At 36.0% G+C, this 26,998-nt stretch carries 27 protein-coding genes; 14 read left to right on the top strand and 13 right to left on the bottom strand.

All coding sequences use genetic code 11. From position 1 onward, the window contains the following. Positions 1-56: 56 nt before the first annotated feature. From ACB104_RS15275 to ACB104_RS15245, 7 genes are all read right to left on the bottom strand, one after another. Entirely contained in the window at positions 57-1,097 is a 1,041-nt protein-coding gene (locus ACB104_RS15275) for an agmatine deiminase family protein (RefSeq protein ID WP_370480115.1), read from the bottom strand. Next, entirely contained in the window at positions 1,097-1,984 is an 888-nt protein-coding gene (locus ACB104_RS15270; protein ID WP_370480113.1) for a carbon-nitrogen hydrolase, read from the bottom strand. Before ACB104_RS15270 ends, ACB104_RS15275 begins: the two co-directional genes overlap by 1 nt. Before the next feature lie 138 nt (positions 1,985-2,122). Continuing rightward, entirely contained in the window at positions 2,123-3,502 is a 1,380-nt protein-coding gene (locus ACB104_RS15265) for an aldehyde dehydrogenase (RefSeq protein ID WP_370480111.1), read from the bottom strand. A gap of 27 nt (positions 3,503-3,529) precedes the next feature. Then, positions 3,530-4,225 (bottom strand): RluA family pseudouridine synthase, encoded by a 696-nt coding sequence (locus tag ACB104_RS15260; RefSeq protein ID WP_370480109.1) that lies wholly within the window; start codon positions 4,223-4,225, stop codon positions 3,530-3,532. 126 nt (positions 4,226-4,351) lie between these two features. Continuing rightward, complete coding sequence (locus ACB104_RS15255) at positions 4,352-4,858, bottom strand: hypothetical protein (protein WP_370480108.1); 507 nt, start codon at positions 4,856-4,858, stop codon at positions 4,352-4,354. A gap of 139 nt (positions 4,859-4,997) precedes the next feature. Next, on the bottom strand, positions 4,998-5,816 hold the full coding sequence (gene panB / locus ACB104_RS15250; RefSeq protein WP_370480106.1) for a 3-methyl-2-oxobutanoate hydroxymethyltransferase: 819 nt from the start codon (positions 5,814-5,816) through the stop codon (positions 4,998-5,000). A 36-nt stretch (positions 5,817-5,852) separates the two neighbouring features. Continuing rightward, a complete protein-coding gene (locus ACB104_RS15245) occupies positions 5,853-7,193 on the bottom strand; it encodes a rhamnogalacturonidase (RefSeq protein WP_370480104.1) in 1,341 nt (446 codons plus the stop codon). A gap of 127 nt (positions 7,194-7,320) precedes the next feature. Here ACB104_RS15245 and ACB104_RS15240 point away from each other — a divergent pair, with 127 nt between their 5' ends. Both ACB104_RS15240 and dnaK read left to right on the top strand, forming a co-directional pair. Then, positions 7,321-7,779, top strand: coding sequence for a nuclear transport factor 2 family protein (locus ACB104_RS15240; RefSeq protein WP_370480102.1), 459 nt, complete (start codon positions 7,321-7,323; stop codon positions 7,777-7,779). 123 nt (positions 7,780-7,902) lie between these two features. Continuing rightward, on the top strand, positions 7,903-9,813 hold the full coding sequence (dnaK, locus tag ACB104_RS15235) for a molecular chaperone DnaK (RefSeq protein ID WP_370480101.1): 1,911 nt from the start codon (positions 7,903-7,905) through the stop codon (positions 9,811-9,813). A gap of 81 nt (positions 9,814-9,894) precedes the next feature. Here dnaK and ACB104_RS15230 read toward each other — a convergent pair whose 3' ends face one another. Further along, on the bottom strand, positions 9,895-10,404 hold the full coding sequence (locus ACB104_RS15230; protein WP_370480099.1) for a nicotinate-nucleotide adenylyltransferase: 510 nt from the start codon (positions 10,402-10,404) through the stop codon (positions 9,895-9,897). 194 nt (positions 10,405-10,598) lie between these two features. After that, on the bottom strand, positions 10,599-11,096 hold the full coding sequence (locus ACB104_RS15225; protein WP_370480098.1) for a nicotinate-nucleotide adenylyltransferase: 498 nt from the start codon (positions 11,094-11,096) through the stop codon (positions 10,599-10,601). 123 nt (positions 11,097-11,219) lie between these two features. On the opposite strand from ACB104_RS15225, the gene ACB104_RS15220 reads away from it, so the two are divergent. Further along, positions 11,220-12,449, top strand: coding sequence for a class I SAM-dependent rRNA methyltransferase (locus ACB104_RS15220; RefSeq protein WP_370480096.1), 1,230 nt, complete (start codon positions 11,220-11,222; stop codon positions 12,447-12,449). Here ACB104_RS15220 and ACB104_RS15215 read toward each other — a convergent pair. After that, positions 12,446-12,946, bottom strand: a complete 501-nt coding sequence (locus ACB104_RS15215; protein WP_370480094.1) for a hypothetical protein — start codon at positions 12,944-12,946, stop codon at positions 12,446-12,448. The genes ACB104_RS15220 and ACB104_RS15215 overlap by 4 nt on opposite strands. Before the next feature lie 176 nt (positions 12,947-13,122). On the opposite strand from ACB104_RS15215, the gene ACB104_RS15210 reads away from it, so the two are divergent. The 4 genes from ACB104_RS15210 (at position 13,123) to ACB104_RS15195 (ending at position 18,218) form a co-directional block, all read left to right on the top strand. Next, positions 13,123-14,070: an NAD(P)H-dependent flavin oxidoreductase gene (locus tag ACB104_RS15210; RefSeq protein ID WP_370480092.1), complete on the top strand. Its 948-nt coding sequence runs from the start codon at positions 13,123-13,125 to the stop codon at positions 14,068-14,070. A 141-nt stretch (positions 14,071-14,211) separates the two neighbouring features. Next, the gene (locus ACB104_RS15205) at positions 14,212-15,213 is read left to right on the top strand and encodes a fasciclin domain-containing protein (RefSeq protein ID WP_370480091.1); all 1,002 of its coding nucleotides are present in this window, start codon (positions 14,212-14,214) and stop codon (positions 15,211-15,213) included. A gap of 714 nt (positions 15,214-15,927) precedes the next feature. Further along, on the top strand, positions 15,928-16,914 hold the full coding sequence (locus ACB104_RS15200; RefSeq protein WP_370480089.1) for an aldo/keto reductase: 987 nt from the start codon (positions 15,928-15,930) through the stop codon (positions 16,912-16,914). Between the two features lie 35 nt (positions 16,915-16,949). Further along, the gene (locus ACB104_RS15195; RefSeq protein WP_370480190.1) at positions 16,950-18,218 is read left to right on the top strand and encodes an APC family permease; all 1,269 of its coding nucleotides are present in this window, start codon (positions 16,950-16,952) and stop codon (positions 18,216-18,218) included. A gap of 12 nt (positions 18,219-18,230) precedes the next feature. On the opposite strand, the gene ACB104_RS15190 is transcribed toward ACB104_RS15195, so the two are convergent. The 3 genes from ACB104_RS15190 to ACB104_RS15180 all read right to left on the bottom strand — a co-directional run bounded on the left by ACB104_RS15190 (position 18,231) and on the right by ACB104_RS15180 (position 20,080). Then, positions 18,231-18,944 (bottom strand): hypothetical protein, encoded by a 714-nt coding sequence (locus ACB104_RS15190; protein ID WP_370480087.1) that lies wholly within the window; start codon positions 18,942-18,944, stop codon positions 18,231-18,233. A gap of 93 nt (positions 18,945-19,037) precedes the next feature. Next, positions 19,038-19,610 carry a GNAT family N-acetyltransferase gene (locus tag ACB104_RS15185; protein ID WP_370480085.1) on the bottom strand — a complete coding sequence of 191 codons (573 nt, stop codon included), beginning with the start codon at positions 19,608-19,610 and terminating at the stop codon, positions 19,038-19,040. 89 nt (positions 19,611-19,699) lie between these two features. Then, on the bottom strand, positions 19,700-20,080 hold the full coding sequence (locus tag ACB104_RS15180) for a LysM peptidoglycan-binding domain-containing protein (protein ID WP_370480083.1): 381 nt from the start codon (positions 20,078-20,080) through the stop codon (positions 19,700-19,702). A gap of 288 nt (positions 20,081-20,368) precedes the next feature. Here ACB104_RS15180 and rpsA point away from each other — a divergent pair, with 288 nt between their 5' ends. The 7 genes from rpsA to ACB104_RS15145 all read left to right on the top strand — a co-directional run bounded on the left by rpsA (position 20,369) and on the right by ACB104_RS15145 (position 26,617). After that, a complete protein-coding gene (gene rpsA, locus ACB104_RS15175) occupies positions 20,369-22,210 on the top strand; it encodes a 30S ribosomal protein S1 (protein WP_370480081.1) in 1,842 nt (613 codons plus the stop codon). 182 nt (positions 22,211-22,392) lie between these two features. Further along, positions 22,393-22,932 carry a bifunctional pyr operon transcriptional regulator/uracil phosphoribosyltransferase PyrR gene (gene pyrR / locus ACB104_RS15170; protein WP_370480079.1) on the top strand — a complete coding sequence of 180 codons (540 nt, stop codon included), beginning with the start codon at positions 22,393-22,395 and terminating at the stop codon, positions 22,930-22,932. Between the two features lie 6 nt (positions 22,933-22,938). Next, positions 22,939-23,868, top strand: coding sequence for an aspartate carbamoyltransferase catalytic subunit (locus tag ACB104_RS15165; protein WP_370480077.1), 930 nt, complete (start codon positions 22,939-22,941; stop codon positions 23,866-23,868). Between the two features lie 3 nt (positions 23,869-23,871). Then, positions 23,872-24,204 carry a ribonuclease Z gene (locus ACB104_RS15160; RefSeq protein WP_370480076.1) on the top strand — a complete coding sequence of 111 codons (333 nt, stop codon included), beginning with the start codon at positions 23,872-23,874 and terminating at the stop codon, positions 24,202-24,204. 76 nt (positions 24,205-24,280) lie between these two features. Continuing rightward, a complete protein-coding gene (locus ACB104_RS15155) occupies positions 24,281-25,186 on the top strand; it encodes a ribonuclease Z (protein WP_370480074.1) in 906 nt (301 codons plus the stop codon). Positions 25,187-25,306: 120 nt separating this feature from the next. Next, complete coding sequence (gene pdxH / locus ACB104_RS15150) at positions 25,307-25,954, top strand: pyridoxamine 5'-phosphate oxidase (RefSeq protein WP_370480072.1); 648 nt, start codon at positions 25,307-25,309, stop codon at positions 25,952-25,954. 165 nt (positions 25,955-26,119) lie between these two features. Next, complete coding sequence (locus ACB104_RS15145; protein WP_370480071.1) at positions 26,120-26,617, top strand: CAP domain-containing protein; 498 nt, start codon at positions 26,120-26,122, stop codon at positions 26,615-26,617. Positions 26,618-26,998 lie beyond the last annotated feature (381 nt).

The raw sequence follows: 26,998 nt of genomic DNA, 5'->3' as shown, positions 1-26,998 counted from the left end.
ATGAGCAAGTTCGAGATTTTTTGTTAAGTAGTATATAAGTAATTATACTTTTTTTACTACTCAGGAATCTGCTGGCTTAAACAATGTAACGAGCCAAAACCCCAAATAAAATCTATAGCAGAAATACCAATAACCTCATGCTTGGGGAAACAATCGGCAATGGTGTTTAAAGCCACACGGTCGTTAGCATCGTTAAAGGTGGGCACTAAAACCGTTTTGTTTAAAATTAAGAAGTTGGCATAACTTGCCGGTAATGTAATACCATCAAACCAAAGTGGTTTTGGCATAGGTAAGGTGACTATATTTGGTGCTTTTCCGTTTTCTAAAACCGCATTTTGCAAGCGTTTTAAATTGTCTTGCAAGGGTTTGTAATTAGGGTCTTTGGTGTTGGTTTCTATTACGGTAATGATGGTATCTGCGTTTACAAAACGTGCCAAATCATCAATGTGTCCGTGGGTGTCATCACCAATAATGCCATTGCCCAACCAAATCACGTTGGTTACGCCTAAAAATGTTTTAAAAGCATCTTCATAATCGGTTTTGGTAAAACCGGAATTTCTAACTTGAATGCTAGGGTGGAGTAGGCATTCCTCCGAAGTAATGAGCGTGCCTTTTCCATTGACATCAATGGCGCCACCTTCCAAAACAAAGGGCTTGCCGTTAATCATGGCTTGCTCTACTGGAATATTTAAAGTTTCAGCGACTTTGACTGGAACGCCTTTATCCAAACGGTGATTACTATATTTTGCCCAACCATTGAAATTGAAGTTTATCGCTTTGCGTTGTTTCACATTTTTAACAATAATTGGTCCCGAATCGCGCATCCAACTGCGGTTGGTTTTATGGATAATAAAGGTTACGTTTTTTGTATTGACCTCAGCCAAATCAAGCATGGTAGTCACTTTATTTTTTAAGGCACTATCAGCAACAACTAAAAAAACGGATTCAACGGCTGTTATTTTTTTAATAAACTCAACAAACGCCCACTTAATGGCGCCATATTTCCCTGGCCAGTCATTTCCGTTATGCGGAAAGCACAATAAAATGCCCTGTTGTTTTTCCCATTCGGCAGGAAATATCCAGTTTTCGGTCTTCATTAATCGATAACCCGTTTAGTGATTTCACCATATTTATCAATACGTCTGTCGCGTAAAAATGGCCAATTCTGGCGTACGTTTTCTTGAAGGTTTAAATCGACTTCAGCAATCAAAATTTCCTCTTTATCTTCTGAGGCCTGCGCTAAAATTTCACCTTGCGGACCAGCAATAAACGACGAGCCCCAAAACTCAATGCCATTTGTATTTGGTAGATATTTTTCCAATCCAATGCGGTTTGCAGCAGCCACATAAATGCCATTGGCTACGGCATGCCCACGCATCACGTTCATCCAAGCGCTTTGTTGGTTTTTGCCAAACTCCGCTTTTTCCTGAGGGTGCCAACCAATAGCCGTTGGATAAAATAACACTTCGGCACCTTGTAGGGCCGTTAATCGTGCTGCTTCCGGATACCATTGGTCCCAACAAATCAACGTACCGATATTTCCTTTTTTGGTAGAGAAGGACTTAAAACCGATATCACCAGGTGTGAAATAAAATTTTTCATAAAAATGTGGGTCGTCCGGAATGTGCATTTTGCGGTATAATCCAGCTTCGGAACCATCGGCATCAATAATGTAAGCGCTGTTGTGGTAGACGCCAGCCATACGTTTTTCAAAAAACGGAACAATAATAACCACGCCCAATTCTTTGGCCAATGCACTAAACGCATTGAAGGAGGTGCTGTAGAGAGGTTCTGCATAAGCAAAATTGTCCACGTCTTCACTTTGGCAGAAGTAATGGCTACTATATAATTCGGGCAATAAAATAACTTCTGCACCTTGTTTGGCAGCGTCTTTTACCCATTTAATGCATTTTTCTAAGTTGTTTTCTGGGGTGTTATTCAAGTTTAATTGGATAACCGAAATTTTGTATGTTTTACTTGGCATTCTGTTTATTTAAAATCAAGGTTAATATACAAAGTATTTTATTTTTAGCGCCTGCGAAAGTAGTTTTTATTGAAATATGAACCATGCAAAACTGGACATATTTTAACTTAATTTGAAGAAGTATGAGATAGTTTAAGCCTAACCAAAATACTTGAACATTTTTTTAATGATACTCAGTTTGCCTTTGTTTGGTGCATACCTTAATTTTGGGTCAACCCATGTGCCGCGCTTTATAATGGCTTTTTGATGCGAAAAGGTATCGAAGCCATATTTACCATGGTATTTGCCCATACCACTGGCGCCTATACCTCCAAAAGGCAGATTCTGGTTTCCAAAGTGAATCAAGACATCGTTAACAACGCCGCCTCCAAAACTATATTTTCCAAGGATGTGCTCTACAAAACTTGAGTTTTTGGAGAATACATAAAGCGAAAGTGGTTTTGGGAAATACCAAATGACTTTTTCAATGTCAGCTTCATTCTCAAAAGTTAAAATGGGCAGTAGAGGCCCAAATATTTCCTCACTCATAACTGAGCTATCCAAATCGGGTTGGTCTATGATTGTTGGACCGATGAATTTTTCATTTTCGTCAATTTCGCCACCAAAGGCAATAGACTCATTGTTTAAAAGCCTCTTTAATCGTTCAAAATTTTTATGGTTTATAATCCGAGGAAAATCTTCTGATTTTTTAATGATTTGTCCATATTGCATCAGGATTTCAGTTTTCAAAGCATCAATAAGTTCATTTTTAATGCTGCTTTTTACCAATAAGTAGTCTGGTGCAATACAGGTTTGCCCACCATTTAAAAATTTCCCCCAAACCACTCGACGCGCGATGAGTTTTAAATCAACGGAATCATCTACAATACATGGTGATTTTCCGCCTAATTCAAGTGTAATAGGGGTTAGATTCTTAGCTGCAGCTTTCGCAACTATTTTACCAACTTCAACACTGCCTGTAAAAAATATATAATCCCATTTTTGTGCGAGCAATTCAGTACCAATTTCAGCATCACCCTCAACTGCTTTCGCCAAATCTTCAGGAAAAATATTTTCTATGATTTTTACCAATAACTTTGAAGTGTTTTGGGTAAGTTCACTCGGTTTTAAAACTACTGTATTTCCAGCTGAAACCGCCATAATAAAAGGGGCCATCGCCAAGAGAAAAGGATAGTTCCAAGGAGCAATCACTAACACATTCCCGTAAGGTTCTTTATAAATAAAATCTGAAGAAGGAAAGGTTAGCATGGACGATTTTACCCGTTTTGGCTTTGACCATTTTTTGAGGTTTTTTATAGCCAAATTTAACTCTAAAATTACCAAACCGAATTCACTTAAATAGGCCTCAAATTCTGACTTTTTAAAATCTTGTTTCAGTGCATCATAAACCGCTTGCTCATTATTTAAGATTTCATCTTTTAATGCCTTTAAAAACTTAAGTCGATAATTAGCATCCTTGGTTTTTTGGGATGCGAAAAATGTTTTTTGGGCAGCAATGATTTTGGGAATGGAATTCAAAGGAGAGTTTTTTATAAATATAAGGATTTAAACCAAACAAGCATTCCAAATTGCGTCGTCTGGTAACGGTGCCGTAACTGTCAAGGGTTCATTTTTTACAGGATGAATAAATTCAATATGTCTGGCGTGCAAATGGATGCTGGCATCTTTGTTACTCCGGTCAAAACCATATTTTAAATCACCCTTAATTGGGCATCCAATTTGGGAAAGTTGAGATCGAATTTGATGGTGTCTACCTGTTTCCAAGTTAATTTCAAGCAAAAAATAATTATCTAACTTTTTCAATAGTTTGTAATGCAGAATGGCTTTTTTGCTGCCTTCAACTTCTTTTGGATGTGCATAAGATTTGTTGTTTTTTGGATTCTTTTTTAGCCAATTAATCAGGGTATCTTCATTTTTTGGTGGCGCATTTTTTACAATCGCCCAGTAGGTCTTTTTTATGTCTTTTGATAAAAATAGTTTGTTTAATCGCGGTAGGACTTTACTTGTTTTGGCAAAAATAACCAGGCCTGTAGTTGGTCTGTCCAAGCGGTGTACAGTGCCCAGATAAACATTTCCGGGTTTATTGTATTTGTTTTTTATATAGCCTTTAACCACATCATTTAAGGGTTTGTCACCTGTTTTGTCACCTTGCACAATATCGCCTGCCCGTTTGTTTACAATGATGATATGGTTGTCTTCATATAGCACTTGCAGGTTGAAACTATTGGAGACCACTTTCATATTTTGAAATATTCTGGTTTTGTTGGCGCGTAAAAATAATCATTTAATAATTTAAAGGGTTATTATTCTAAATTAAAACGAGAATACCTAAGGCATTCTCGTTTCAATGAAAACGTAATGTTATATTTAATTTTTTCTTGGCCGCATAGGGCATTCAAAATACATGTCGGTTGAATGAAAATCTGTAACATTTAAAGATTCAACAGAACACGCCTCGGAATATTTTGTTGGGTCAACTCCTGCTTTTAAAACATTTAAATGCCAACGGCCTCCATTATAGTCCTTATCGCCAGGTTTGGAATCAGAAATTAATGGGATGCCTCCATAAAACATTGCTTCTGGCATGACATATAATTCATCAAAATTTCCACTTGTTGGTTTAAATGTGGCAGGAACAACAAGTCCTGAATACAAAATGCAATCGCCCCAAATTGGAGGTTCATCAAGTTTTGAATTTTCGGCATTATTTGATTTACTGGCTAAGCCATTGCTTGAAGAAACTTTTGTTAAATATTGAATAAGTTCTTGATTGCTGATTTTGGCAGTAGGGGTAGTAGTTTCTAACTCGCTTGAACAGCCAATACTGGTCATTAATAATCCTATTAATAAAAAGAATGAGATTGTTGATTTCATGATACATAGTTTATGATTAATGACATCAAAACTATCTTAAAAACATATATTTAAATGTTAGATAGCTAACATTTAAATATATGTTTTTTTACTAATTTTAATTTTTCACACCTCCTTTTTATAGTCAAATCTGTTAAAGTTAATATTGCTCACTTTCATTGGGAAAATCCCTAGATTTTACATCATCAACATATTGAGATATAGCTTTAGTCATATCTTCATATAAGTGCAAATATCTTCTTAAAAACCTTGGATTGAATTCGTGGGTCATCCCAAGCATATCGTGAAGCACTAAAACCTGGCCATCCACATCAGGGCCTGCACCAATACCAATGATTGGGATACTAACGCTATCGGCAACCTGTTCAGCAAGAGCCGCTGGAATTTTTTCAAGAACAATGGCAAAACAGCCAATTTTTTCAAGCATTTTGGCGTCTTCCAATAAACGTTCAGCTTCTTCTTCTTCTTTGGCACGAACGGAATATGTGCCAAATTTATAAATGGATTGTGGTGTTAAACCCAAATGCCCCATAACAGGAATACCTGCATTCAAAATACGTTTTATAGAGTCCTTAACTTCTTTACCTCCTTCCATTTTTACCGAATGCGCACCGCTTTCTTTCATAATTCTAATGGCCGAACGAAGCGCTTCCTTAGGGTCACTTTGATAGCTTCCAAAGGGTAAATCGACTACTACCAAGCATCTTTCAATGCCTCTAATGACCGAGGAAGCATGGTAAATCATTTGGTCTAACGTAATGGGCAATGTGGTTTCGTGCCCCGCCATAACATTACTGGCCGAGTCACCAACTAAAATCACATCAATGCCTGCTCCATCAACAATTTTGGCCATGCTATAGTCGTATGCCGTTAGCATAGAAATCTTTTCGCCATTGGCTTTCATGTCAACCAATGTTTTTACGGTGATGCGCTTGTACTCTTTATTTGCTACTGACATATGTCTTGATTTTTGTGATTATGATTGAATGCAATTTTATTCAATAAGCTTTCCATTTACCTTAACATTATTAAAGGTTAGGCCATCAATAATACTTTTATCATAGGTGCCATCCTCGGCTTCAACGTTTATATTTTCAAATGTGAAATCGGAAAGTTTGTCGTATTCCGTGATTTTCATATCGTAGAAAATATCACATTTTAAATCAATATTTCTCATGGTAATATGATCGGAATAGGATAGTGGCACATCTTCACGGCCTTTCAAGTCGAAAAACTGTGTCCATGGTTTAATATAAATGAAGCTGTGGGCTTGCCCGGTAATGTTTTCAACAGTAATATATTCGTAATGTTGGGGTGTATCCGGCCTCATTTTAAGCCACAATAATCGTTTTGCTTCACTAACCTTGCAATTGCGCATAACAATATTTTTATTGTGCAAAGATTCACTACCGTTGGTTAGGGCAGAATGGCAGAAACCAAACTCGCAATCCTCAATGATGATATTTGTATTTTCTCCATTGCTGGCATTTTTGTCAGACCAAGGGCCTTTACCGCCTTTAAGTGCAATGGCATCATCATTAACAGCCATATAACAACCTTTAACTAAAAAATTAGAGCACACATCAATATCAATAGCATCGGTGCTTGGCGCTTTTATGGGCTCATGTGGTGATGTAATGCGTAAATCAAGCACTTTTACATTATTGCATTGGTAGTAGTGACTGGACCAAAACCCGGAATTGCGAAGATGCACATCCTGCACTTGTACATTATTACATTTCCAAATGAACACCAAACGTGGGCGTGACACTTCAAGATTGGTGCATTTTGGGTTTTCTTTACGTCTTTGCCAAAAGGCTTTCCAATAATTTAAACCATTACCGTCAATAATACCATCACCAGTAATAGTAAAACCATCAACGGCTTTGACATTAACCAATGCAGAAAAATATTCGATACTTTGACCTTCAATCCTTGATGGCAAAAAAGGATAATCTTCAATATTGTCCGAGCCTTTTAAAGTTCCGCCTTTTACCACGTGTAAATGTGTGTTGGGCTTGAAAAACAACGCACCGCTTAAAAAAGTGCCCTTTGGAATAACCACAACGCCTCCGCCATTTCTATACGCTTCATCAATGACATTTTGTATGGCTTTTGTTTGAACCACAGTGCTATCGGTACTTACTTCATAGTCCGTAATGATATATTGTTTTCCGAGAGAAGTTGGGTCTATTTTTGAATCATCCTTAAACCATTCTGGGATTTCGGTGCCATCAGGAAATAAATCAGTATTGCTGTTTTTAGTTTCTTGTTTGGTGGTTTGCTGGCAAGAAGTTAATACGACAAGAGTAAGTAAAAGGAAAAAATGCTTCATTTTTCAGGAAATGTTTAGTTCTTGGTTGACCGTAAAAGTACTAAAATAAGAAGATACTGTTAAACTTTTCTTTAAAAGGGTTCTATATCGTTGTACATCAATTAATTTAGTCCAAAAGTTAAATAAGATGACAAGAGCAATATTCTATTTGGCACTATTAATCACCTCAGCAATTTTTGGTCAAACCAGTCAGGAATTTGAAGTTAAAGCAGCAGTAGATACCTTTTTTGAAGGCTTTCATAAGGGCGATACAACGTTAATGAAATCGGTTATGATGGATAAAGTTCTATTACAAACAGCCTATAAAAGCAAGGAAGGCAAAGCTATTTTAGTTACGGACGAACCTGAAAAACTCATTAATGCCATTGCTAATAGACCAGATGACCAAAAATGGGATGAACGTTTATTGGATTATAGCATTCAAGTAGATGGTAATATGGCCAATGCTTGGACACCATATGAGTTTTGGTTTAATGACACTTTTAGTCATTGTGGGGTAAATTCGTTTCAACTGTTTAAAGATGGTGAACAATGGAAAATCATTTATTTAATTGACACGCGGCGACGTTCAACCTGTGAAAAATAAAGAACTATTATATATTTTATATCAAAATGCTGACACTGTGTCAGCATTTTTTTGTTGGCATAATGATTGACTTATACAAACCGACAATTAAAACGAACATTCAACACAATTAATAAAAATATTATGAGTAAAATTATTGGAATCGATTTAGGAACAACCAACTCTTGCGTTTCGGTAATGGAAGGTAACGAGCCTGTAGTTATTCCTAATGCTGAAGGTAAAAGAACAACACCATCTGTAATCGCTTTCGTGGAAGGTGGCGAAATTAAAGTTGGTGACCCAGCAAAACGACAAGCAGTGACCAACCCTTTAAAAACTGTTTATTCTATTAAACGTTTTATGGGTAATAAATATTCTGAATCTAAAAAAGAGGCAGAACGTGTTCCTTATAAAGTAGTAAAAGGTGACAACGACACACCTCGTGTGGATATAGACGGACGTTTATATACGCCTCAAGAATTGTCAGCTATGATTCTTCAAAAAATGAAGAAAACGGCTGAGGATTACTTAGGAACAGATGTAACTAGAGCTGTTATTACTGTGCCTGCTTATTTTAACGACAGTCAACGTCAAGCTACAAAGGAAGCTGGTGAGATTGCTGGTTTAAAAGTAGAACGTATTATCAATGAGCCTACTGCTGCTGCATTGGCTTATGGATTGGACAAAAAAGGAAAAGACCAAAAAATAGTGGTATTCGACTTTGGTGGTGGTACACACGACGTTTCTATCCTTGAATTAGGTGATGGCGTTTTTGAAGTATTATCTACCGATGGTGATACACACTTAGGTGGTGATGATGTAGATGAAAAAATCATCAACTGGTTGGCAGATGAGTTCAACGCTGAAGAAGGTATGGATTTAAGAAAAGACCCAATGTCTCTTCAACGTTTAAAAGAAGCTGCTGAAAAAGCCAAAATTGAATTATCTTCTTCTTCTCAAACAGAAATCAACTTACCATATATCACGGCTACAGCCAGTGGACCAAAACACTTGGTACGTACGCTAACACGTTCTAAATTCGAACAATTAATTGACGATTTAGTGAAACGTACTATTGAGCCTTGCCAATCTGCACTCAAAGCAGCTGGTTTAAGCAAAAGTGATATTGATGAAATCATCTTGGTAGGTGGTTCTACGCGTATTCCTGCGGTACAAGCTGCGGTTGAGAAATTCTTCGGAAAAGCACCAAGCAAAGGTGTTAACCCAGATGAAGTTGTTTCTTTAGGCGCTGGTATCCAAGGTGGTGTATTAACCGGAGATGTAAAAGATGTATTGTTATTGGACGTCACTCCACTATCTCTTGGTATTGAAACTATGGGTAACGTATTTACCAAATTAATTGAGGCAAATACAACCATCCCAACTAAAAAATCACAAGTTTTCTCAACTGCGGCCGATAATCAGCCTTCTGTAGAAATCCATGTGTTACAAGGTGAAAGAGCTATGGCAGCCGATAACAAAACTATTGGACGTTTCCACTTAGATGGTATTCCACCAGCAAGACGTGGTACACCTCAAATTGAAGTAACTTTTGATATTGATGCCAATGGTATCATCAAAGTGTCTGCCGAAGATAAAGCAACTGGTAAAAAACAAGATATCAGAATTGAGGCTTCTTCTGGATTGACTGAGGAAGAAATTCAAAAAATGAAAGCAGATGCTGAAGCTAATGCAGAAGCAGATAAAGCTGCAGCTGAAAAAGCTCAAAAATTGAATGAAGCAGATTCTATGATTTTCCAAACGGAAAAGCAATTGGAAGAGTTTGGCGATAAATTATCAGATGATAAAAAGAAACCAATCGAGGATGCTCTGGAAGAATTGAAAAAAGCTTATGAAAGCAAAGATATTGCAGTTATAGAGCCTGCTTTAAATAAAATAAACGAAGCTTGGAAAGTAGCTTCAGAAGAAATGTACAAAGCACAAGCGGAAGCACAACAAGCTGGTGGCGAAGCTCAACCAGGACCTGATGCCAGTCAAAATGGTCAAGGAGAGAGCAGTGATGTAGAAGATGTAGATTTCGAAGAAGTAAAATAAGCTTAATATCTAAAGATTTATGATAAAAGAAAAAAGCGCAACCATTTTGGTTGCGCTTTTTGTTTTAAAGATGGTAATTAATTAAAGGAAATCACCATCTTCATTTGCTTTTATTCTAATAACTTCATCATCATTTCTAAGTGTCATCTTATATTGTTTTCTTACCTTGCTGGCATCATCATTGTCCAAATGATAAGTAACGAAGTATATATCCTTTTCTAACTTCCAATTTGGAAATCTCCTATTAATAGAATTTTGTACGGCTATTGGTAATTTTACATTTTGAAATTTTTCAATAGTTCTTATTACCTTACCATCTTTGTCATAAGCTGCTAAAATTATTCCTTCAGGAATATAAAAAGATACAGTGTAAGTTTCATACTCATCATCATAAAGTTCAGAGCCTTTCAAATCGTACATCGCTACTTTTTCTTCTAACAACTTAACAGCCGAATCTGTGTCTTCAGTGTTTACAGCATTCAAGTATCTGTAGTTTAATGGCGCAATAATCACTTCAGATAGTTGCTCTATTTGAGAATACATCCCAAATGTCAAGCTAAAAATAATCAGACTTAGAACTAATTTTTTCATGATTTAAGATTTTTAGGTTAATAGTTTAAATTTATTTTTTTAAACAGCCCCAGCAATGATATATCAGGGATGATTAAACCTTCACTTAATCAATAAGCAGAGAAATAAATTGGTTTTTGTATGTCTAGGTTTTGATAAGTGAATAAAAGCGCAACCAAAATGGTTGAGCTTTTTGTTTTCAAGGTGTTAATTAATTAAAGAAAATCACCTTCTTCATTTATTTTTACTCTAACAACTTCATCGCCGTTGGTAAGTTTCACCTTGTATTGTTTTTTTACATTAGGTCCTACGGTATGGTAAGTAACTGAATATACATCCTTGTCTAAATCCCAATTTGGGAATCGGGTGGCAAGTGCATTGCGTACATCTTTTGGAAGTTTTATATTTTTAAATCTTTCAATGGTGCGTATTACTTTTCCATTTTTATCGTAAGCAGCCAATATCTTTCCTTGTGGAATATAGAACGATACCGTATAAGTATCATATTCATCACTATAAAGATCAGAATTTTTCAAATCATACATGGCTACTTGTTCTTCCAACATCTGAACCGACAAATCATTGTCTCCGCTATCAACGCTGTTCAGGTATTTGTAGTTTACGGCCGTAATTTCTACCTCAGGTAATTGTATTTGTGCATACATTCCTAGAGAAAGGCCAAAACCAATCAGACTAAAAATTAATTTTTTCATGATACAAAGATTTTAAGGTTAATAGTCTAAATTTATTTGTTAAATACGGCACTCGCAATGATATATATCAGCGGGATGGAGAAATGGCAAATAAATTAGTTTCTTTGCAAGCAAAATATTGTAATGCTTTTTTCAGATAAGATTAAATCTCAATACATCCCAAAGCGACTGGCTATTAAGCTTAATGCCAAGGGCGAACAATTTGTGTTAAAAGGTCATCCATGGGTGTTTTCAAATAGCATTACCAAAATAAATGAAGATGCCAAAACTGGCGATTTAGCCATTATATTTAGTAAAAGCAAAAATCGGGTAATTGGTTTGGGTTTTTATGATGCTGATTCGCCAATCCAAATAAAAATGCTTCATAGTGGAGCTGAAAAAGTTGAAATCAACGCCACGTTTTTTCAAAGGAAAATTAAGGAAGCCTTCAATAAAAGGGCACCTTTATTAAAAACAGACACCAATAGTTATCGCTTAATATTTGGTGAAAACGATGGCTTTCCTGGATTAATAGCCGATGTCTATGCCTCTGTTTTGGTGGTAAAACTATATTCTGAAATTTGGTTACCTTATTTAGAAACTGTTCTTCCTAGTTTACAAGAAACATCCAGAGCCCAAACGGTAGTTATTCGGTTAAGTCGAAGTTTAGAAAACTCGAAATCAAATCAATTAAAAGACGGGGAGGTTGTTTACGGAATACTTGAAAATGAGGTTGTGGAGTTTGTGGAACACGGCATAAACTTTTCAGCCAATGTAATTAAGGGCCATAAGACAGGTTACTTTTTAGATCATCGGGCCAACAGAAGGCAAGTGGGTGAGTGGAGCAAAAACAAAACAGTTTTGGATGTATTTAGCTATGCAGGCGGTTTTTCGGTGCATGCATTGGCAAACGGGGCAAAGGAAGTGACCAGTTTAGACGTCAGCAAACAAGCTTTGGAAATTGCCATTGAAAATGGAAAATTAAATGATTATTCAGGAATCCATAGAACCATTGCTGGCGACGCTTTTGAGGAACTCAATAAGCTTATTGAAACGAAAACTACTTTTGACGTGGTTGTGATTGATCCGCCTAGTTTTGCCAAACAAGCTTCGGAAATAGAATTGGCAAAAAAAAAGTACGCTCAATTGGCTGAATTGGGTGAAAAACTGACGGCAAGAGATGGTTTATTGGTTTTGGCGTCTTGTTCATCCCGTGTGGTTTCACAAGAATTTTTTGATATTAATCATCAAGTTTTAAATAGCACGAACAGGAGATTTGACCTTATTCTGCAAACCTTTCATGATATTGACCACCCCATCGGTTTTCTTGAAGGGGCCTATTTAAAATGTGGGTATTACCGTTTTGACAACTAGATAAACTCTCCCTTTTCATTGATTTTAACGGTAAGAATACTATCGTTGTTTTTGAGTTTAATTTTATACTCTTGTTGTAGTATCTCTTTTTGGCTGTAGTATTTAATAAGGTAAACACCCTCTATAATACCATGACCGGGATATTTTTCGGCAATGGTTTTCATAACAACAAGTGGTAAAGGCATGTTGTTATATTTTTCAAAGGTTTTTACTATTTTTCCATCTTTGTTGAAAGAAGCAACTATTTCAGCCTCAGGAAGTTTAAATGACACATTATAGATATCATTTTTATCATCATAAAGCTCCGATATGTCAGAATGATTATAATTCAACAAAGCCTGTTCTAACTTTGCTACATAAAAGTTAGAATCGTTTAAATTTATGGCGTTTAAATAATCTGAATTAATAGTAATTATTGTTTCAGGCAAGTTAATAGTTTGTGAATAGGCTTTAATGACAACAACTAAAGTCATTACACCTAAAAATAGATTTTTCATGGTAATACAATTAATAAATTTGATTGTCAAAAATAATTATGCACGCATAATAAAAACATGATAAATATCATGCAATCAGATATTTATAAATTTGTATAGTATAATTTTGCAACTAATTAATAATCAAGTATTATGCACGCATAATATTTTATATATTTGTTGAAATCAATTTCACTATGGAAACCGAACTAACTAAATTACTCCAAATTAAGCATCCAATAATTCAAGCGCCCATGTTTTTGGTTTCCAATGTGGCCATGGTAAAAGAAGCCATGAATAGTGGTATTGCGGGTTGTATTCCTGCACTGAATTACCGAACACTCGATGAATTGAAAGTAGCTTTGAGAGAGTTAAAAGCCGCCAAGCCAAAAGGAGGGGCGTTTGGGTTTAATCTCATTGTAAACAAATCCAACGTAAAATATAAAGGGCAGTTGGATGTGATTTGTGAAGAAGGCTGTGATTTTATCATTACGTCATTGGGCAATCCTGCCGAAACCATTAATCGCGCGCATGAAGTTGGTATCAAGGTGTTTTGTGATGTGGTAGATTTAAACTTTGCCAAAAAGGTGGAAGATTTGGGGGCAGATGCCATAATTGCTGTAAACAATGAGGCAGGAGGACATCGTGGAAACATTGCTCCTGAAAAACTAATCAAAGAATTAAAGGTTCATTGCAATATTCCCATTATTTCTGCTGGTGGTGTAGGGTGCAAGGCCGATGTTGATAAAATGTTGGGCTATGGTGCAGCCGGGGTTTCTGTGGGAAGTCCGTTTATAGCCTCGGAGGAAGCCAATGTTACCGAAGAATACAAACAAGCTTGTGTGGATTATGGAGCCGATGATATTGTCATGACCGAGCGCATTTCAGGCACGCCTTGCACCGTTATAAACACACCTTACGTGCAAAAAATAGGAACGAAACAAACGTGGCTTGAATCTATTTTGAATAAAAACAAGAAGCTTAAAAAATGGGTGAAGATGATTCGGTTTTCAATTGGTATGCGGGCTACCGAAAAAGCTGCAAAACAAGCAACATACAAGACCGTTTGGGTTGCTGGTCCAAGTATAGAATACACGACCCGAATTCTTCCTACAAAACAGATTATTAGTCGTTTAGTTGGCTGACTCTTTCTTTTTTCTCACAAATTAGGTTTTTGGTGGATTATATTATACGGTTCGTCTTTTTGTTTAATAAATATTTCATAAAGTTAAACAATATTATTATGTTTAACTAAAATTAAATAACATTAAACAAAAAACAATAAAATGAAAACAACTGTCCATTATTTGAAACCCCAGACTTCTACCACCTTGCTTTCCATGATACTTATTTTTGTTTTATCAATTTTTACATTTTCCTGTAGTAACGAAGCAGTCGTGCCTCAAAATGACTCAATAGAAAAGCCATCAATCGTTGATGTACTAAAAAATTACGAATCTTCATCTGCTGGTTCTCTAAAATCAAATGAAAAAATAGAGAAGAAACCGACTTTTAAGACCTTAAGCGTTGCTTTGGCCAAAACCCAATTGGCAGGAACGGTATCATCAAATCAATTAACTGTATTTGCACCAACCGATGCTGCATTTGCAAAATATGGTCTAGACCAAAAGAACATAGGTTCATTTCCGGGCATCAAAGATATCCTATTATATCATGTCGTTGCAGGTATGGTTTTTAGTACTGATTTATCAAACGGATTAGTGCCAACATTAAATGGTGCCGCTATTGAAGTTAATTTGGATTCTGGCGTTATGATTAATTCATCTAATGTAATTATAGCAGATATTGAAGCTCGTAATGGAGTGATTCATGCGATTGACGACATTTTATTTCCTCCAACTCAAAATTTAGTTGAATTGGCTAGTAGTTTTGCCCCTGAGTTTTCAGTTTTGTTAGCTGCAGCAACAAAGGCTAATTTAGCAGGAGTACTTATGGGTGACGGTCCATTTGACCAATTAACTGTTTTTGCCCCAACAAATCAAGCTTTTATAGATCTTCTTGGGGTTTCAACTGTTGATGAGGCCATAGAAGTGGTTAATAGCTTAACAGCTGATGATTTAGCTCCTATTTTATTATATCATGTTGTTGAAGGTCGTGTATATTCAAGTGATTTATCTAGCGGCTCTGTAACTACCCTTAACGGAGATTTTGATTTGGATTTAGAAACCTTAACTATCAACGACAGTGCCATGCTAGTTCCTGGTTTATTAAATGTTCAGGCTACAAATGGTGTTATTCATGTAATTACAGCCGTATTAACACCGTAAATTTATGGTGTAAGATTAATAGCGAAAAGCATGATTGATGAACTTTTAAACTCAACAATCATGCTTTTTTATTCTCAAAATAAAAATTATTATGAACTTATTCCAAACTAAAATATTATTTAGTTAACCAAAGCAATTTCCTCACGTCTTTTGTCTTTCTTTTTCCCAACAAATAGGCTTAAAGTTGTGCTTACACTAGTCCGCCAATTCCTGTGGCAATGACCTCTCCGGTATAAAACTTATTATTTTCCTCTTGGCTATCCACAGCTTCATTGGCAACACCAGTAAGTACCGAAGCACCAAAACTATACTAAAACGTTTTTTTCTTGTCCTTTGTTGCGGTGTACACTACACCATAGGTGGTGCCCGATATTAATATGCTGCTCCAAAAAGCAATTCATCGCCCACGGATATGAATTGGGCCTGACAATAACCACTAAAACACAAAGTCATGATTAAGACAAACATTTTCATTTTAAAGGATATTTTCAATTTAATAAATGTAATTTTAATGAATCTTTATCAATACGATTTAGAATATCTGAAAAATAAGTTGCTGCAAAAAATTAAATAGATAAAACGAGCATAAATAAATTTTAAAAGTACATTCACAAAAGGGAATGTTTAAAATTTTTAATGTGAGAACGTGGTGGTTACACATGTTCTTAATTTTATAATTAATTTATAATCAGGTAATTAATAAAATTCAAACGTGTGAAAAAAAGAATATTAGGTGAAAAAGGTTTTAAAGTGAGTGAAGTCGGTTTAGGTTGCTGGCAATTGGGAGCTGATTGGGGCGAAGCTATTTCCAAAGATAGAGCGTTCGATATTTTAGATGAAGCTGTTAATAATGGCATCACCTTTTTTGATACGGCCGATGTTTACGGTAACGGCAAAAGTGAAACCCTTATTGGCGAATTTTTAAAAACATGCGACGCGCATATCCGCGTGGCAACCAAGTTTGGAAGGGCAGGAAATGCTTATCCCGATAAATATTCAAAACATGTTTTGCGAAGAACCGTGGAAGGTTCTTTACAGCGCTTACAGGTGAATGCTTTGGATTTGTTGCAACTGCATTGCATTCCTACCCAATATTTAAAAGATGGAGAAGTTTTTAATTGGCTGCGCGATTTACAAACTGAAGGACTCATCAAACATTTTGGTGCCAGTGTTGAAACGGTAGAGGAAGGACTAATTTGTATGAAGCAAGAAGGCTTGCTGTCCTTGCAGGTTATTTTTAACATCTTTAGGCAAAAATTAGTCTCAGAGTTATTGCCTCAAGCAAAAGAAAAGGAAGTTGGGATTATTGTCCGACTGCCATTGGCCAGTGGTTTGCTGACCGGGAAGTTTGATGCTGAAACTAAATTTCCAGAAAACGACCATAGAAATTTCAATAAAGATGGTGAGTCTTTTAATGTGGGTGAAACGTTTGCCGGATTGCCTTTTAAAAAAGGTTTAGAACTTGTTGAAACTATTAAGAAAGACATCCTCCCTGATGACTTAACTATGGTGCAATTGGCCTTGCGTTGGATATTGGACCACGATGCGGTTAGCACCATCATTCCTGGGGCAAGCTCGCCAAAACAAGTTATTGGTAATGCCGTGGTTTCAAATTTAGAGCATTTATCACCTCAAATACACGAACAGTTAAAGAAACTTTATGAAACCCAAGTGCACCAACATATACGTGGTGGGTATTGATCTAAGCTATAATTGCAGTATAAACGAGCGATAAAATAAAACTAAAGGATGCCATTTCCATAGGTGTTGGTGGCATGGTTGGCGGTGGCATTTTTGCCGTATTGGGGTTGGCCGTTTCATTAGCGCAGGGCGGTACACTAATCGCTTTTTTATTGGCGGGTCTTTTGGCATTGATTACCTCTTACAGTTATGTTCATTTGTCCAAAAAATATCCTGAAAGTGGTGGTACGGTTAAATTTATCAACCAAGGATTTGGAAAATCTGTCTTTAGTGGTGGTATAAACAATCTGCTGTGGGTCAGTTACATGATTATGTTATCTCTTTATGCTTCGGCATTTGGCTCATATGCGCCCAATTTATGGGAAATCACTCAGGATAAAAGTGTCGATTTCCATATCTACAGCAGCTTCATCATTATTTTTGCTACAGCCATCAACTATTACAGCATTGCTGTTGTTGGGAAAATAGAATCCTTTGCCGTAATCATTAAGTTAATTATTCTTTTGGCTTTTGTGGCCATTGGTGTTTACGGATTGTTTGGTAATCCTAATTTAACGCAGTTGGCAATTTCTAATTGGCAAGCACCTGTAAAATTGTTTGCTGGTGGGATGGTTATTTTTGTTGCTTATGAAGGTTTTGAGCTAATAGCAAATGTTGCCGGAAATCTAATAAATCCCGATAAAAATATTCCAAAAGCCTATTATTATTCGGTAATCTTCGTAATTGTACTTTATGTTGTTATTGCTTTGGTAACGGTAGGTTCGTTATCTTTTGATAAAATTAAAACAGCCGAAGATTATGTTTTGGCCGAAGCCGCAAAACCGATGTTAGGCAGTATTGGATTTACCATTATCACCATTGCAGCATTAATTTCAACGTTTTCAGCCATTAACGCCTCGCTTTACGGAGGCAGCAGGGTGAATTATGAGATTGCTGAAGACGACGAACTACCGGAACATTTCACCTTTAAATTATGGAACCAACCCATTGGCTTGTTGATTACCTCAGTAGCGACCTTAATTTTGGTGAATACGCTTGACTTGGAAAGTATTTCAACGGCGGGAAGTGTTGGTTTTTTAATCATTTTTAGCATAGTTAATTTAGCAGGCTATCGATTGTCAAAGAAAACACAAAGCAATAAAACCATTCCTTTAATTGGTTTTGTACTGTGTATTGTGGCTTCAATTGTTTTAATAAACCAACAATATGCCTCAAATTTCATAGGAGTCGTGGTTTCTGCAGCTATTGTTTTCGTGTGCTTTTTGGCCGAATGTATGTATAAAAAAACCGAAAATAGAATATAGGTCTCCTGTTCTTTAATGATTCACATATCGGCTATCCCAAATAGCGGAATTAAAATTCTTGCCACGGCTTACCCCAAAGAAAATGAGGCAGAACCCAATAACCTTAAACCAAAAAAAGCACAGAAAGATAAATTGCGTGGTTTTATAATCGGGGTGGTAATAGCTTTCTGGAAAACTAAGGGCAATTAAAATGGCCGCCACAACGGTACTTACAATAATGGTATCCAGGTTTCTAAACGGATACATAAGCCATTTGCGCCACACGCTTAAATCTTTGCCCCATTTGTGGATTAAATAGTAATAGCCATTGCCAATGGGCGCAAAAAGTAAAGGGTCGTCGTAGTTTTCTAAACGGAACAATTTGCTGGGTGCCATAATTTTAAAACCGCCTAGGGTAGTGTTGTGCGCTTTTTCCATTTGTTTTATTTTACGAATAGCTTCAGCTGGGATATCGTTTTTAAACAAATGGCTTTCCAAAAAACGTAAACGGTAGGTAATACAAATATTTTTAATATCCTCAATATGGAAAATCCTGTTGGTTTCCAGCAAATCTAGGTTCAAGGTGTTGTGTTCAAGGTTAGTTGTGTTATCTGCCAAAGCGTTTTGAATAGAAGTTTCGTGGGCGAAATCTTGTGCCAAAACCTCTTGCACCTGTTGTAAAATATCTACGCCCTTGTTGTGCTTGTTGCGCTGTTTTAATAATTGCTTTTGGATATCTACTTGCATAACTGTTTAGGTTTCTTTAAAATTAGAAAAAATATGCTTACGGGCTAAATTGTTGATAACTAGTTTTTAATTATCATTGATAAGCGCAATACCCTAAAACCCACCAAAAACAGTGCGTTTAATTTTCGCCCATTCTTCGCTTAAAATACCGTAACAGCAGGTGCTTCGTTTAAAACCGTCCAACATCAACGTGTCTTTACGTAAAATACCTTCCAGTTTGGCACCCAGTTTTTCAACGGCTTTTCTAGATTTTATGTTGCGCTCATCAACCCGAAATTCAACTTTATCAAATTTCAGGGTTTCAAAGGCATATTGCAGCATTAAAAACTTCATGTGTTTATTTAGTCCCGTACCTTGAAATGCGTCGCCGATCCATGTCCAGCCAATATGTAATACTTTATTGTGCCAATTGATTAACCCGAAACGAGTGCAACCAGCAAAGGCTTTTCTTTTCTTATCAAAAACAATAAAGGGTATGGCAGTTTTATGGTAATAGGCGTCAACAGCTTCTTGAACGTATTCCTTTAAATCTTCAGGCGTATTAATTTTACTAGGGGAGTATTGCACTAAATTGCTTTCTTTGGCAATATCGGTTAAATGCTTGTAATTGCCCATGCCGAATAGCGTTAGTTTTACACGATGATTTTCCAGGGTTGGTGCTTCCATAAGGTTTAAAAAGAATGCTTTTCAAATGTAATAAAATAAAAAAAGCGAAACTTTTGCAGTTTCGCTTGATGCTTCAATGTTTTTGAATCTTATAGATTTGGAATAACCAATTCTTGGTCCGGATAAATTAAATCTGGGTTCTTTAAAATATTGGTGTTGGCCTTAAATATGGCTTGGTATTTTGCGGCATTACCGTAATAGTGCTTGGCTATTTTACCTAAGGTTTCACCTTTTTTAACAATATGTCGGGCATAAACACTTTCGTCTGCCACTTTAATGTTAGCCTTGATGTCGCTTGGATTTTCGCCTCCAATTTCCTTTATTTTGTCCCAAAGTATATTCTTTTCGTACTGTGTTTTAGCGGTGCCTTTAATTTTAAGGATGTCGCCTTCAACCGTAACGTCACCATCTTGAATGTTCAATTGTTCCCCCAGATCTAAAACAGGCTGATATTTTTCTTTTACTGCCATAATTATTAATTTTTTAATGAGTATTAAATATATTAATTTCTTGTATTAAAAGTTTTATTAAAATATTAAGATTTCTTTCAATTTTAAGACACAAGAATTAATACAAAGTCACAATTGTTTTTATTTTCTCGTTTTTAGGTAATTATAATAAAATTGTTTAATTTTGCACTCCTTTTAGCGAATCGTCGGAAAAATAGAAGGAGCAGTATTTAAACTAAAAATAACACTTCTGTGTGTTAATCGCTTAAAACTTCCGAGGCATACAGAATACAAATTATTAATCAGCACATGGCTGAAAACGAAAACCAAGCTGAAGTTGTAGCAACTGAAGCACAAGCTGCCGAAGCTCCAAAAGTATCTGAAGCTCAAGCAAATCCTGAAAAATTCTTAAAAGAGTTCAACTGGCATAACTACCAAGAAGGTATTGATGAAGTTGATGACAAACAATTAAAAGAATTTGAAAAATTAGTAGCGGAAAACTTTGTTGACACATTGGATGATGAAGTTGTAACTGGTGTAGTGGTGCATATTACAGACCGCGATGCCATTATAGACATCAACGCAAAATCTGAAGGTGTTATTTCTTTAAACGAGTTCCGTTACAACCCTAATTTAAAAGTAGGCGATAAAGTTGAGGTATTAATTGATGTACGCGAAGACGCTACAGGTCAATTGGTATTATCTCACAGAAAAGCGCGTGTAATTAAAGCATGGGACCGTGTAAACAAAGCACACGAAACTGGCGAAATCGTAAACGGTTTTGTGAAATGCAGAACTAAAGGTGGTATGATCGTAGATGTATTTGGCATCGAGGCGTTCTTACCTGGTTCTCAAATTGATGTTAAGCCAATTAGAGATTACGACCAGTACGTAAATAAAACAATGGAATTTAAAGTGGTTAAAATCAACCACGAATTCAAAAACGTAGTAGTTTCTCACAAAGCACTTATTGAGGCTGATATCGAGGAACAAAAGAAAGAAATCATTGGCCAATTAGAAAAAGGTCAAGTATTGGAAGGTGTTGTTAAAAACATCACATCTTACGGTGTATTTATTGATCTTGGTGGTGTTGATGGATTAATCCATATTACAGATCTTTCTTGGTCTAGAATCAATCATCCGAACGAGATTGTTGAGTTAGACCAAAAACTTAATGTGGTAATCCTTGATTTTGATGAAGATAAATCAAGAATCCAATTAGGATTAAAACAATTGAGCAAACACCCTTGGGAAGCTCTTGCAGACGAGGTAAAAGTTGGTGACAAAGTAAAAGGTAAAGTAGTTGTAATAGCAGATTACGGTGCATTTATTGAAGTTGCTGATGGCGTTGAAGGTTTAATCCACGTTTCTGAAATGTCATGGTCAACACACTTACGTTCTGCTCAAGATTTCGTTTCTGTAGGTGATGAAGTTGAAGCAGTTATCTTGACTTTAGATAGAGAAGACCGAAAAATGTCTCTTGGTATCAAGCAATTGACACCGGATCCATGGACAGACATTACTGGTAAATACCCAGTAGGTTCTAAACATTCGGGTATTGTACGTAACTTTACAAACTTTGGTGTTTTTGTTGAATTGGAAGAAGGTATTGACGGATTGATTTACATTTCAGATTTATCTTGGACTAAGAAAATCAAACACCCATCTGAATTCTGCGCTGTTGGCGACAAATTAGATGTTGTTGTTTTAGAGTTGGATGTTGAAGGACGTAAATTAAGTTTAGGTCACAAACAAACTACTGACAATCCTTGGGATAAATATGAAACTGAATTCGCTTTAGATACAACCCACGAAGCTGAAATCTCTGAAATAGTTGACAAAGGTGCTACTGTAGAGTTTAATGAAGACATCGTTGCTTTTGTACCATCTCGTCACCTTGAAAAAGAAGACGGAAGCAAACTTAAAAAGGGAGAGAAAGCTGAGTTTAAAATCATTGAATTCAACAAAGAGTTTAAACGTGTTGTAGCTTCGCATACTGCTGTGTTTAAAGCTGAAGAAGCAAAAATAGTGAAGCAAGCTGTTAAAAAAGCTGAAGCTCAAGCAGCAGAAGCTAAACCAACTTTAGGAGATGCCAACGATGCTTTACAAGCGCTTAAGGATAAAATGGACGGAAAGAAATCTAAAAAATAATTAGATTCTATATTCATCCTAAATGAACAAAGCCCCGCAATTTGCGGGGCTTTTTGTTTATCAATGCAAGTGTTGCGAAGCTATGGGTTCGTTAAAAATCCGTATTAACTTTATATCTCTAAACATCTTTCAACTTCTAAAATTTTACATTACCTTTGTTTTCCAGATACGTTTGGATTTATATGAGTCAAAAAGTTTTACTTAACGCAAAAGAGGTAAACATCATTCTACACCGTTTGGCTTGTCAACTTATTGAAAAACACAACGACTTTTCAGATACTGTTTTAATTGGGCTGCAGCCCCGTGGAGTTTATTTGGCAGACCGTTTGGCCAAAATTTTACGGGAAGATTATAAAGTGAAAAATATCCAACTGGGGTATTTGGATATTACTTTTTTCCGCGACGATTTTAGAAGAGGCGACAAACCGCTTGAAGCCAATAAAACGAAAATCAACTTTTTGGTGGAAAATAAAAACATTGTGTTTATTGATGATGTTTTGTATACGGGACGTAGTATCAGGGCGGCTTTAACAGCCATACAATCATTTGGTAGACCGAATGAAATTGAGCTATTAACCCTTATAGATAGACGTTTTAGTAGACATTTACCTATTCAGCCAGATTATAGAGGTCGTCAAGTAGATGTTATAAATAACGAAAAAGTAAAAGTAAACTGGGCAGAACACGACAAAGAAGATTCGGTTTACTTAATTGAAAAATAAAATAGAATGAGCGAATTAAGTGTAGATCACTTATTGGGAATTAAATATCTTAACCAACAGGATATCCAACTTATTTTTGAAACTGCCGATCATTTTAAGGAAGTGATTAACCGACCCATTAAAAAAGTGCCTTCGCTCAGGGATATTACCATTGCCAACCTGTTTTTTGAAAATTCTACCAGAACAAAATTATCTTTTGAATTGGCTGAAAAACGTTTGTCCGCTGACGTGCTTAATTTTTCTTCGGCACAATCATCAGTTAAAAAAGGAGAGACCTTGATTGATACGGTTAACAATATTTTGTCCATGAAGGTAGATATGGTTGTGATGCGCCATCCAAACCCTGGAGCAGGAGTATTTTTGTCAAAACATGTCAATGCCCGAATCATAAATGCTGGTGACGGCGCCCACGAACATCCCACGCAAGCCTTGCTGGATTCATATTCTATAAGGGAAAAACTGGGAGAGGTGAAAGGAAAAAAGGTGGTTATTGTTGGCGATATTCTGCACAGTAGGGTAGCGCTATCCAATATATTCGCACTTCAACTTCAAGGTGCTGAAGTTATGGTTTGTGGGCCAAAAACACTTTTGCCAAAATACATTGACAAGCTTGGAGTAAAGGTTGAAACAAATCTTTGTAAAGCATTAAATTGGTGTGATGTAGCTAACATGTTACGTGTGCAAAATGAGCGAATGGATATTAGTTATTTTCCATCAACACGAGAATACACGCAACAGTTTGGTGTAAACAAAGAACTGCTCGATTCTTTGGACAAGGAAATTACAATTATGCATCCTGGTCCCATAAATCGAGGTGTTGAAATTACTAGTGATGTGGCCGATTCAAAACAATCCATAATCCTAGACCAAGTTCAAAATGGTGTGGCCGTTAGAATGGCCGTTATATACTTATTGGCGTCAAAAATAAAACAGTAGATTATGATTTTAGACCAAGACGGAAATATAGCCACAATCACGCAAGAAAAAGCCACGATTGTAGAACTGGTTAAAAAACTCAAAGAGTTATATCCAAAGTTTAAAAACGATAATGTTATTGTTTCTTTAACCTCCTTAAAACCTTTGGGGTTAGATGATATTGTTGAGTTTTTACAAATTTCAAACAAACACAGAGGCGCAAAGCATTCCTTTGTAATCGTTTCAGACAAGATAGACCTTGACATTGTTCCAGATGAAATTGTTGTTGTTCCTACCACCCAAGAAGCTTACGATATTATAGAAATGGAAGAAATGGAGCGTGATTTAGGGTTCTAATGTTTGTTGCTTAGTTGTTTGTCGTTTGGTAGATTTTTCGACTTAACAACTTAACAGCTTTACAACATACAATATTATGAAATTAACCATTTTAGGCTGTTATAGTGCCACACCAAGAACATTAAACAATACAACGGCACAGGTTTTAGAGATTAATAATCACATGTTTTTAATCGATTGTGGTGAAGGTACGCAGGTGCAATTGCGCAGACATAAAATAAAATTCAATAGAATAAAGCATATTTTTATTTCGCACCTTCATGGCGACCATTTTTTTGGATTGGTTGGCTTGATTTCTACATTTCGGTTACTCACGCGCGAAGCGGACTTGCATGTTTATGGGCCTAAAGGAATTAAGGAAGTAGTTACGCTTCAATTGAAATTGTCTGATTCATGGACAAATTATAATTTGATATTTCATGAATTGACTTCCAAGCAATCTGAATTGATATTTGAGGATGATAAGGTTGAAGTGTATACCGTTCCTTTAGATCATAGAATTTATACCAATGGGTATTTGTTTAAGGAAAAGGAAGGACTGAGAAAGCTCAACAGAAAAGCAGCCGAAAAAGCCAATATTGATGTGGCCTACTTCAGAAAACTTACTCAAGGTTTTGATGTTGAAAATGAAGATGGCATTCTGATAAAAAATGAAACAGTAACAAAACCAGGGCCAAAACCCAAAAGTTATGCGTTTTGCAGTGACACGATGTATAAAGAGGATATTGTTCCAATTATAGCAAATGCGAATGTATTATATCACGAGTCCACATTTTTAAACCAACATAAGCACTTGGCTATAAAAACCAAGCATGCCACGGCAAAACAAGCGGCATTAATTGCAAAAAAGGCGCATGTAGGCACATTGATTCTTGGGCATTATTCAACACGATACGATAGCTTAAATTTGTTCAAGAAAGAAGCCCAGGAAGTATTTGAAAACGTTGAATTGGCTGAAGATGGTAAGTTTTTTGAGTTTTAGCTTCTAACTTATTTTTACAAAACTTATGAGTTATTCAAGGCTTGCTAAAAAGATTTAATAAATCATTTTAAGTAAATTAGTGGTTTCACTAAAGCATCAATAATTTGCTAAGATTAAAGTATGGATAAGGATTTAAGCAATTACCGAAAAACTTACCAAAAAGGAGAGTTGCGTGCACATGAAGTACCCGAAAACCCATTGGAATTGTTCCAAAAGTGGTTTTATGAAGTGGATATGTATTTTAGTGAAGATGAAACCAATGCCATGACCTTAGCAACAATAGGTTTAGACGGTTACCCGAAAAATAGGGTAGTACTGTTAAAAAAATACACCTATGAGGGTTTCATCTTTTATACCAACTATAAAAGTGAGAAAGGAAAAGCTATTGAGGCGAACCCAAACGTTTGTCTTTCCTTTTTTTGGCATGCGGCTGAAAGACAAGTTATAATTAAGGGTACGGCTGAAAAAATAGCAGAGAATTTAAGCGATGGCTATTTTGAGTCGAGACCTAGGGGAAGCCAATTGGGTGCTTTGGTTTCCAATCAAAGTGAGGTGGTGAAGAATAGAGCATACCTTGAATCGGAATTGTCAAAATTGGAAACTAAATTTGAAGGCAAGGACATTCCACGACCAAAACATTGGGGAGGCTATATTGTTAAGCCTGTTGAAATTGAATTTTGGCAAGGGCGCCCCAATAGGCTACACGATAGAATTCTGTATACTTTACAAAAAGACTATAATTGGTTGATTAATCGACTATCTCCATAAAACACCGTTAAAATACTCATATTTTAATTTTATAATGCATTACATCGATGTATTGTGTATTTCATCGATTTTAAGCTTGTCGTTCATCGAATTGTAAAGCTTCAATAGTTCAAATAGTCATTAGGGTAAATAAATTTATGATCCCAAATCTAAATGACTTAACCTATGAAGTTACCAATCAAACTGCCGTTATTGGCTCTATTGGCTGTGTTGACATTTTCTTCATGTTCAACAGACAACCTAGACGACATGGCCGAAGCTGTGGAAATGAATCTTGTTTCCGTTCAGGCCAAATCAATTGAAGTTGAAATTCTTGATCTTATCAACGACCATAGACTTTCTCAAGGATTAAGTCCTCTTGAAGGCATGAATATTATAAAATCTGTTGCTTTCAGTCATACCGACTATATGGTGGGTACGGGTGAAGTATCGCACGCTAACTTCTATACTAGAAGCAATTACTTAAAGTCACATGCCGGAGCAGAGAGTGTATCTGAAAATGTGGCTTATGGCTATAGCTCGGCAGAATCTGTTGTAAACGCCTGGCTTAAAAGTGAAGCACATAAAGAAAATTTAGAAGGAAATTACACAAACTTTGATATTTCCGCTGAAAAAAACGAAGAAGGTAGATGGTATTACACCAATATCTTTATAAAAAAATAAAATTATTTCGCATTGAAACAATTAAAATTAACCATTTGATTTACTGATTAATAGCCAAGATTAAATTAAACTGGTAATTATTGATAACTTAACCGTTATTAACATTAGTTTTTGGAGTAAAATCCTCTCAATAAATTTGGGAGGATTTTATGTTTCTACTTGATAGCTATAGCACCACTTCTATAAAGGTCTAACGCTTTCTTCTACAAATTTTCTATAGTATTTAATGGAATATCTTTGTTGGGGTTCACCCTGAAAATTTTCATTCTATTTCGGTTGCCTGCTTCCAATTTTGATGGTTCAAATAGCTGCCTTCAACAAAAAGCAGATAAGGTTCATCTGTTTCTTTATCGATCCAAAGGTAGCAGAACATTTTTTTCC

It is taken from the genome of Tamlana flava (assembly GCF_041287255.1).
GTDB lineage: Bacteria > Bacteroidota > Bacteroidia > Flavobacteriales > Flavobacteriaceae > Tamlana > Tamlana flava.
This window is presented reverse-complemented; position numbering and strand designations above follow the sequence as displayed.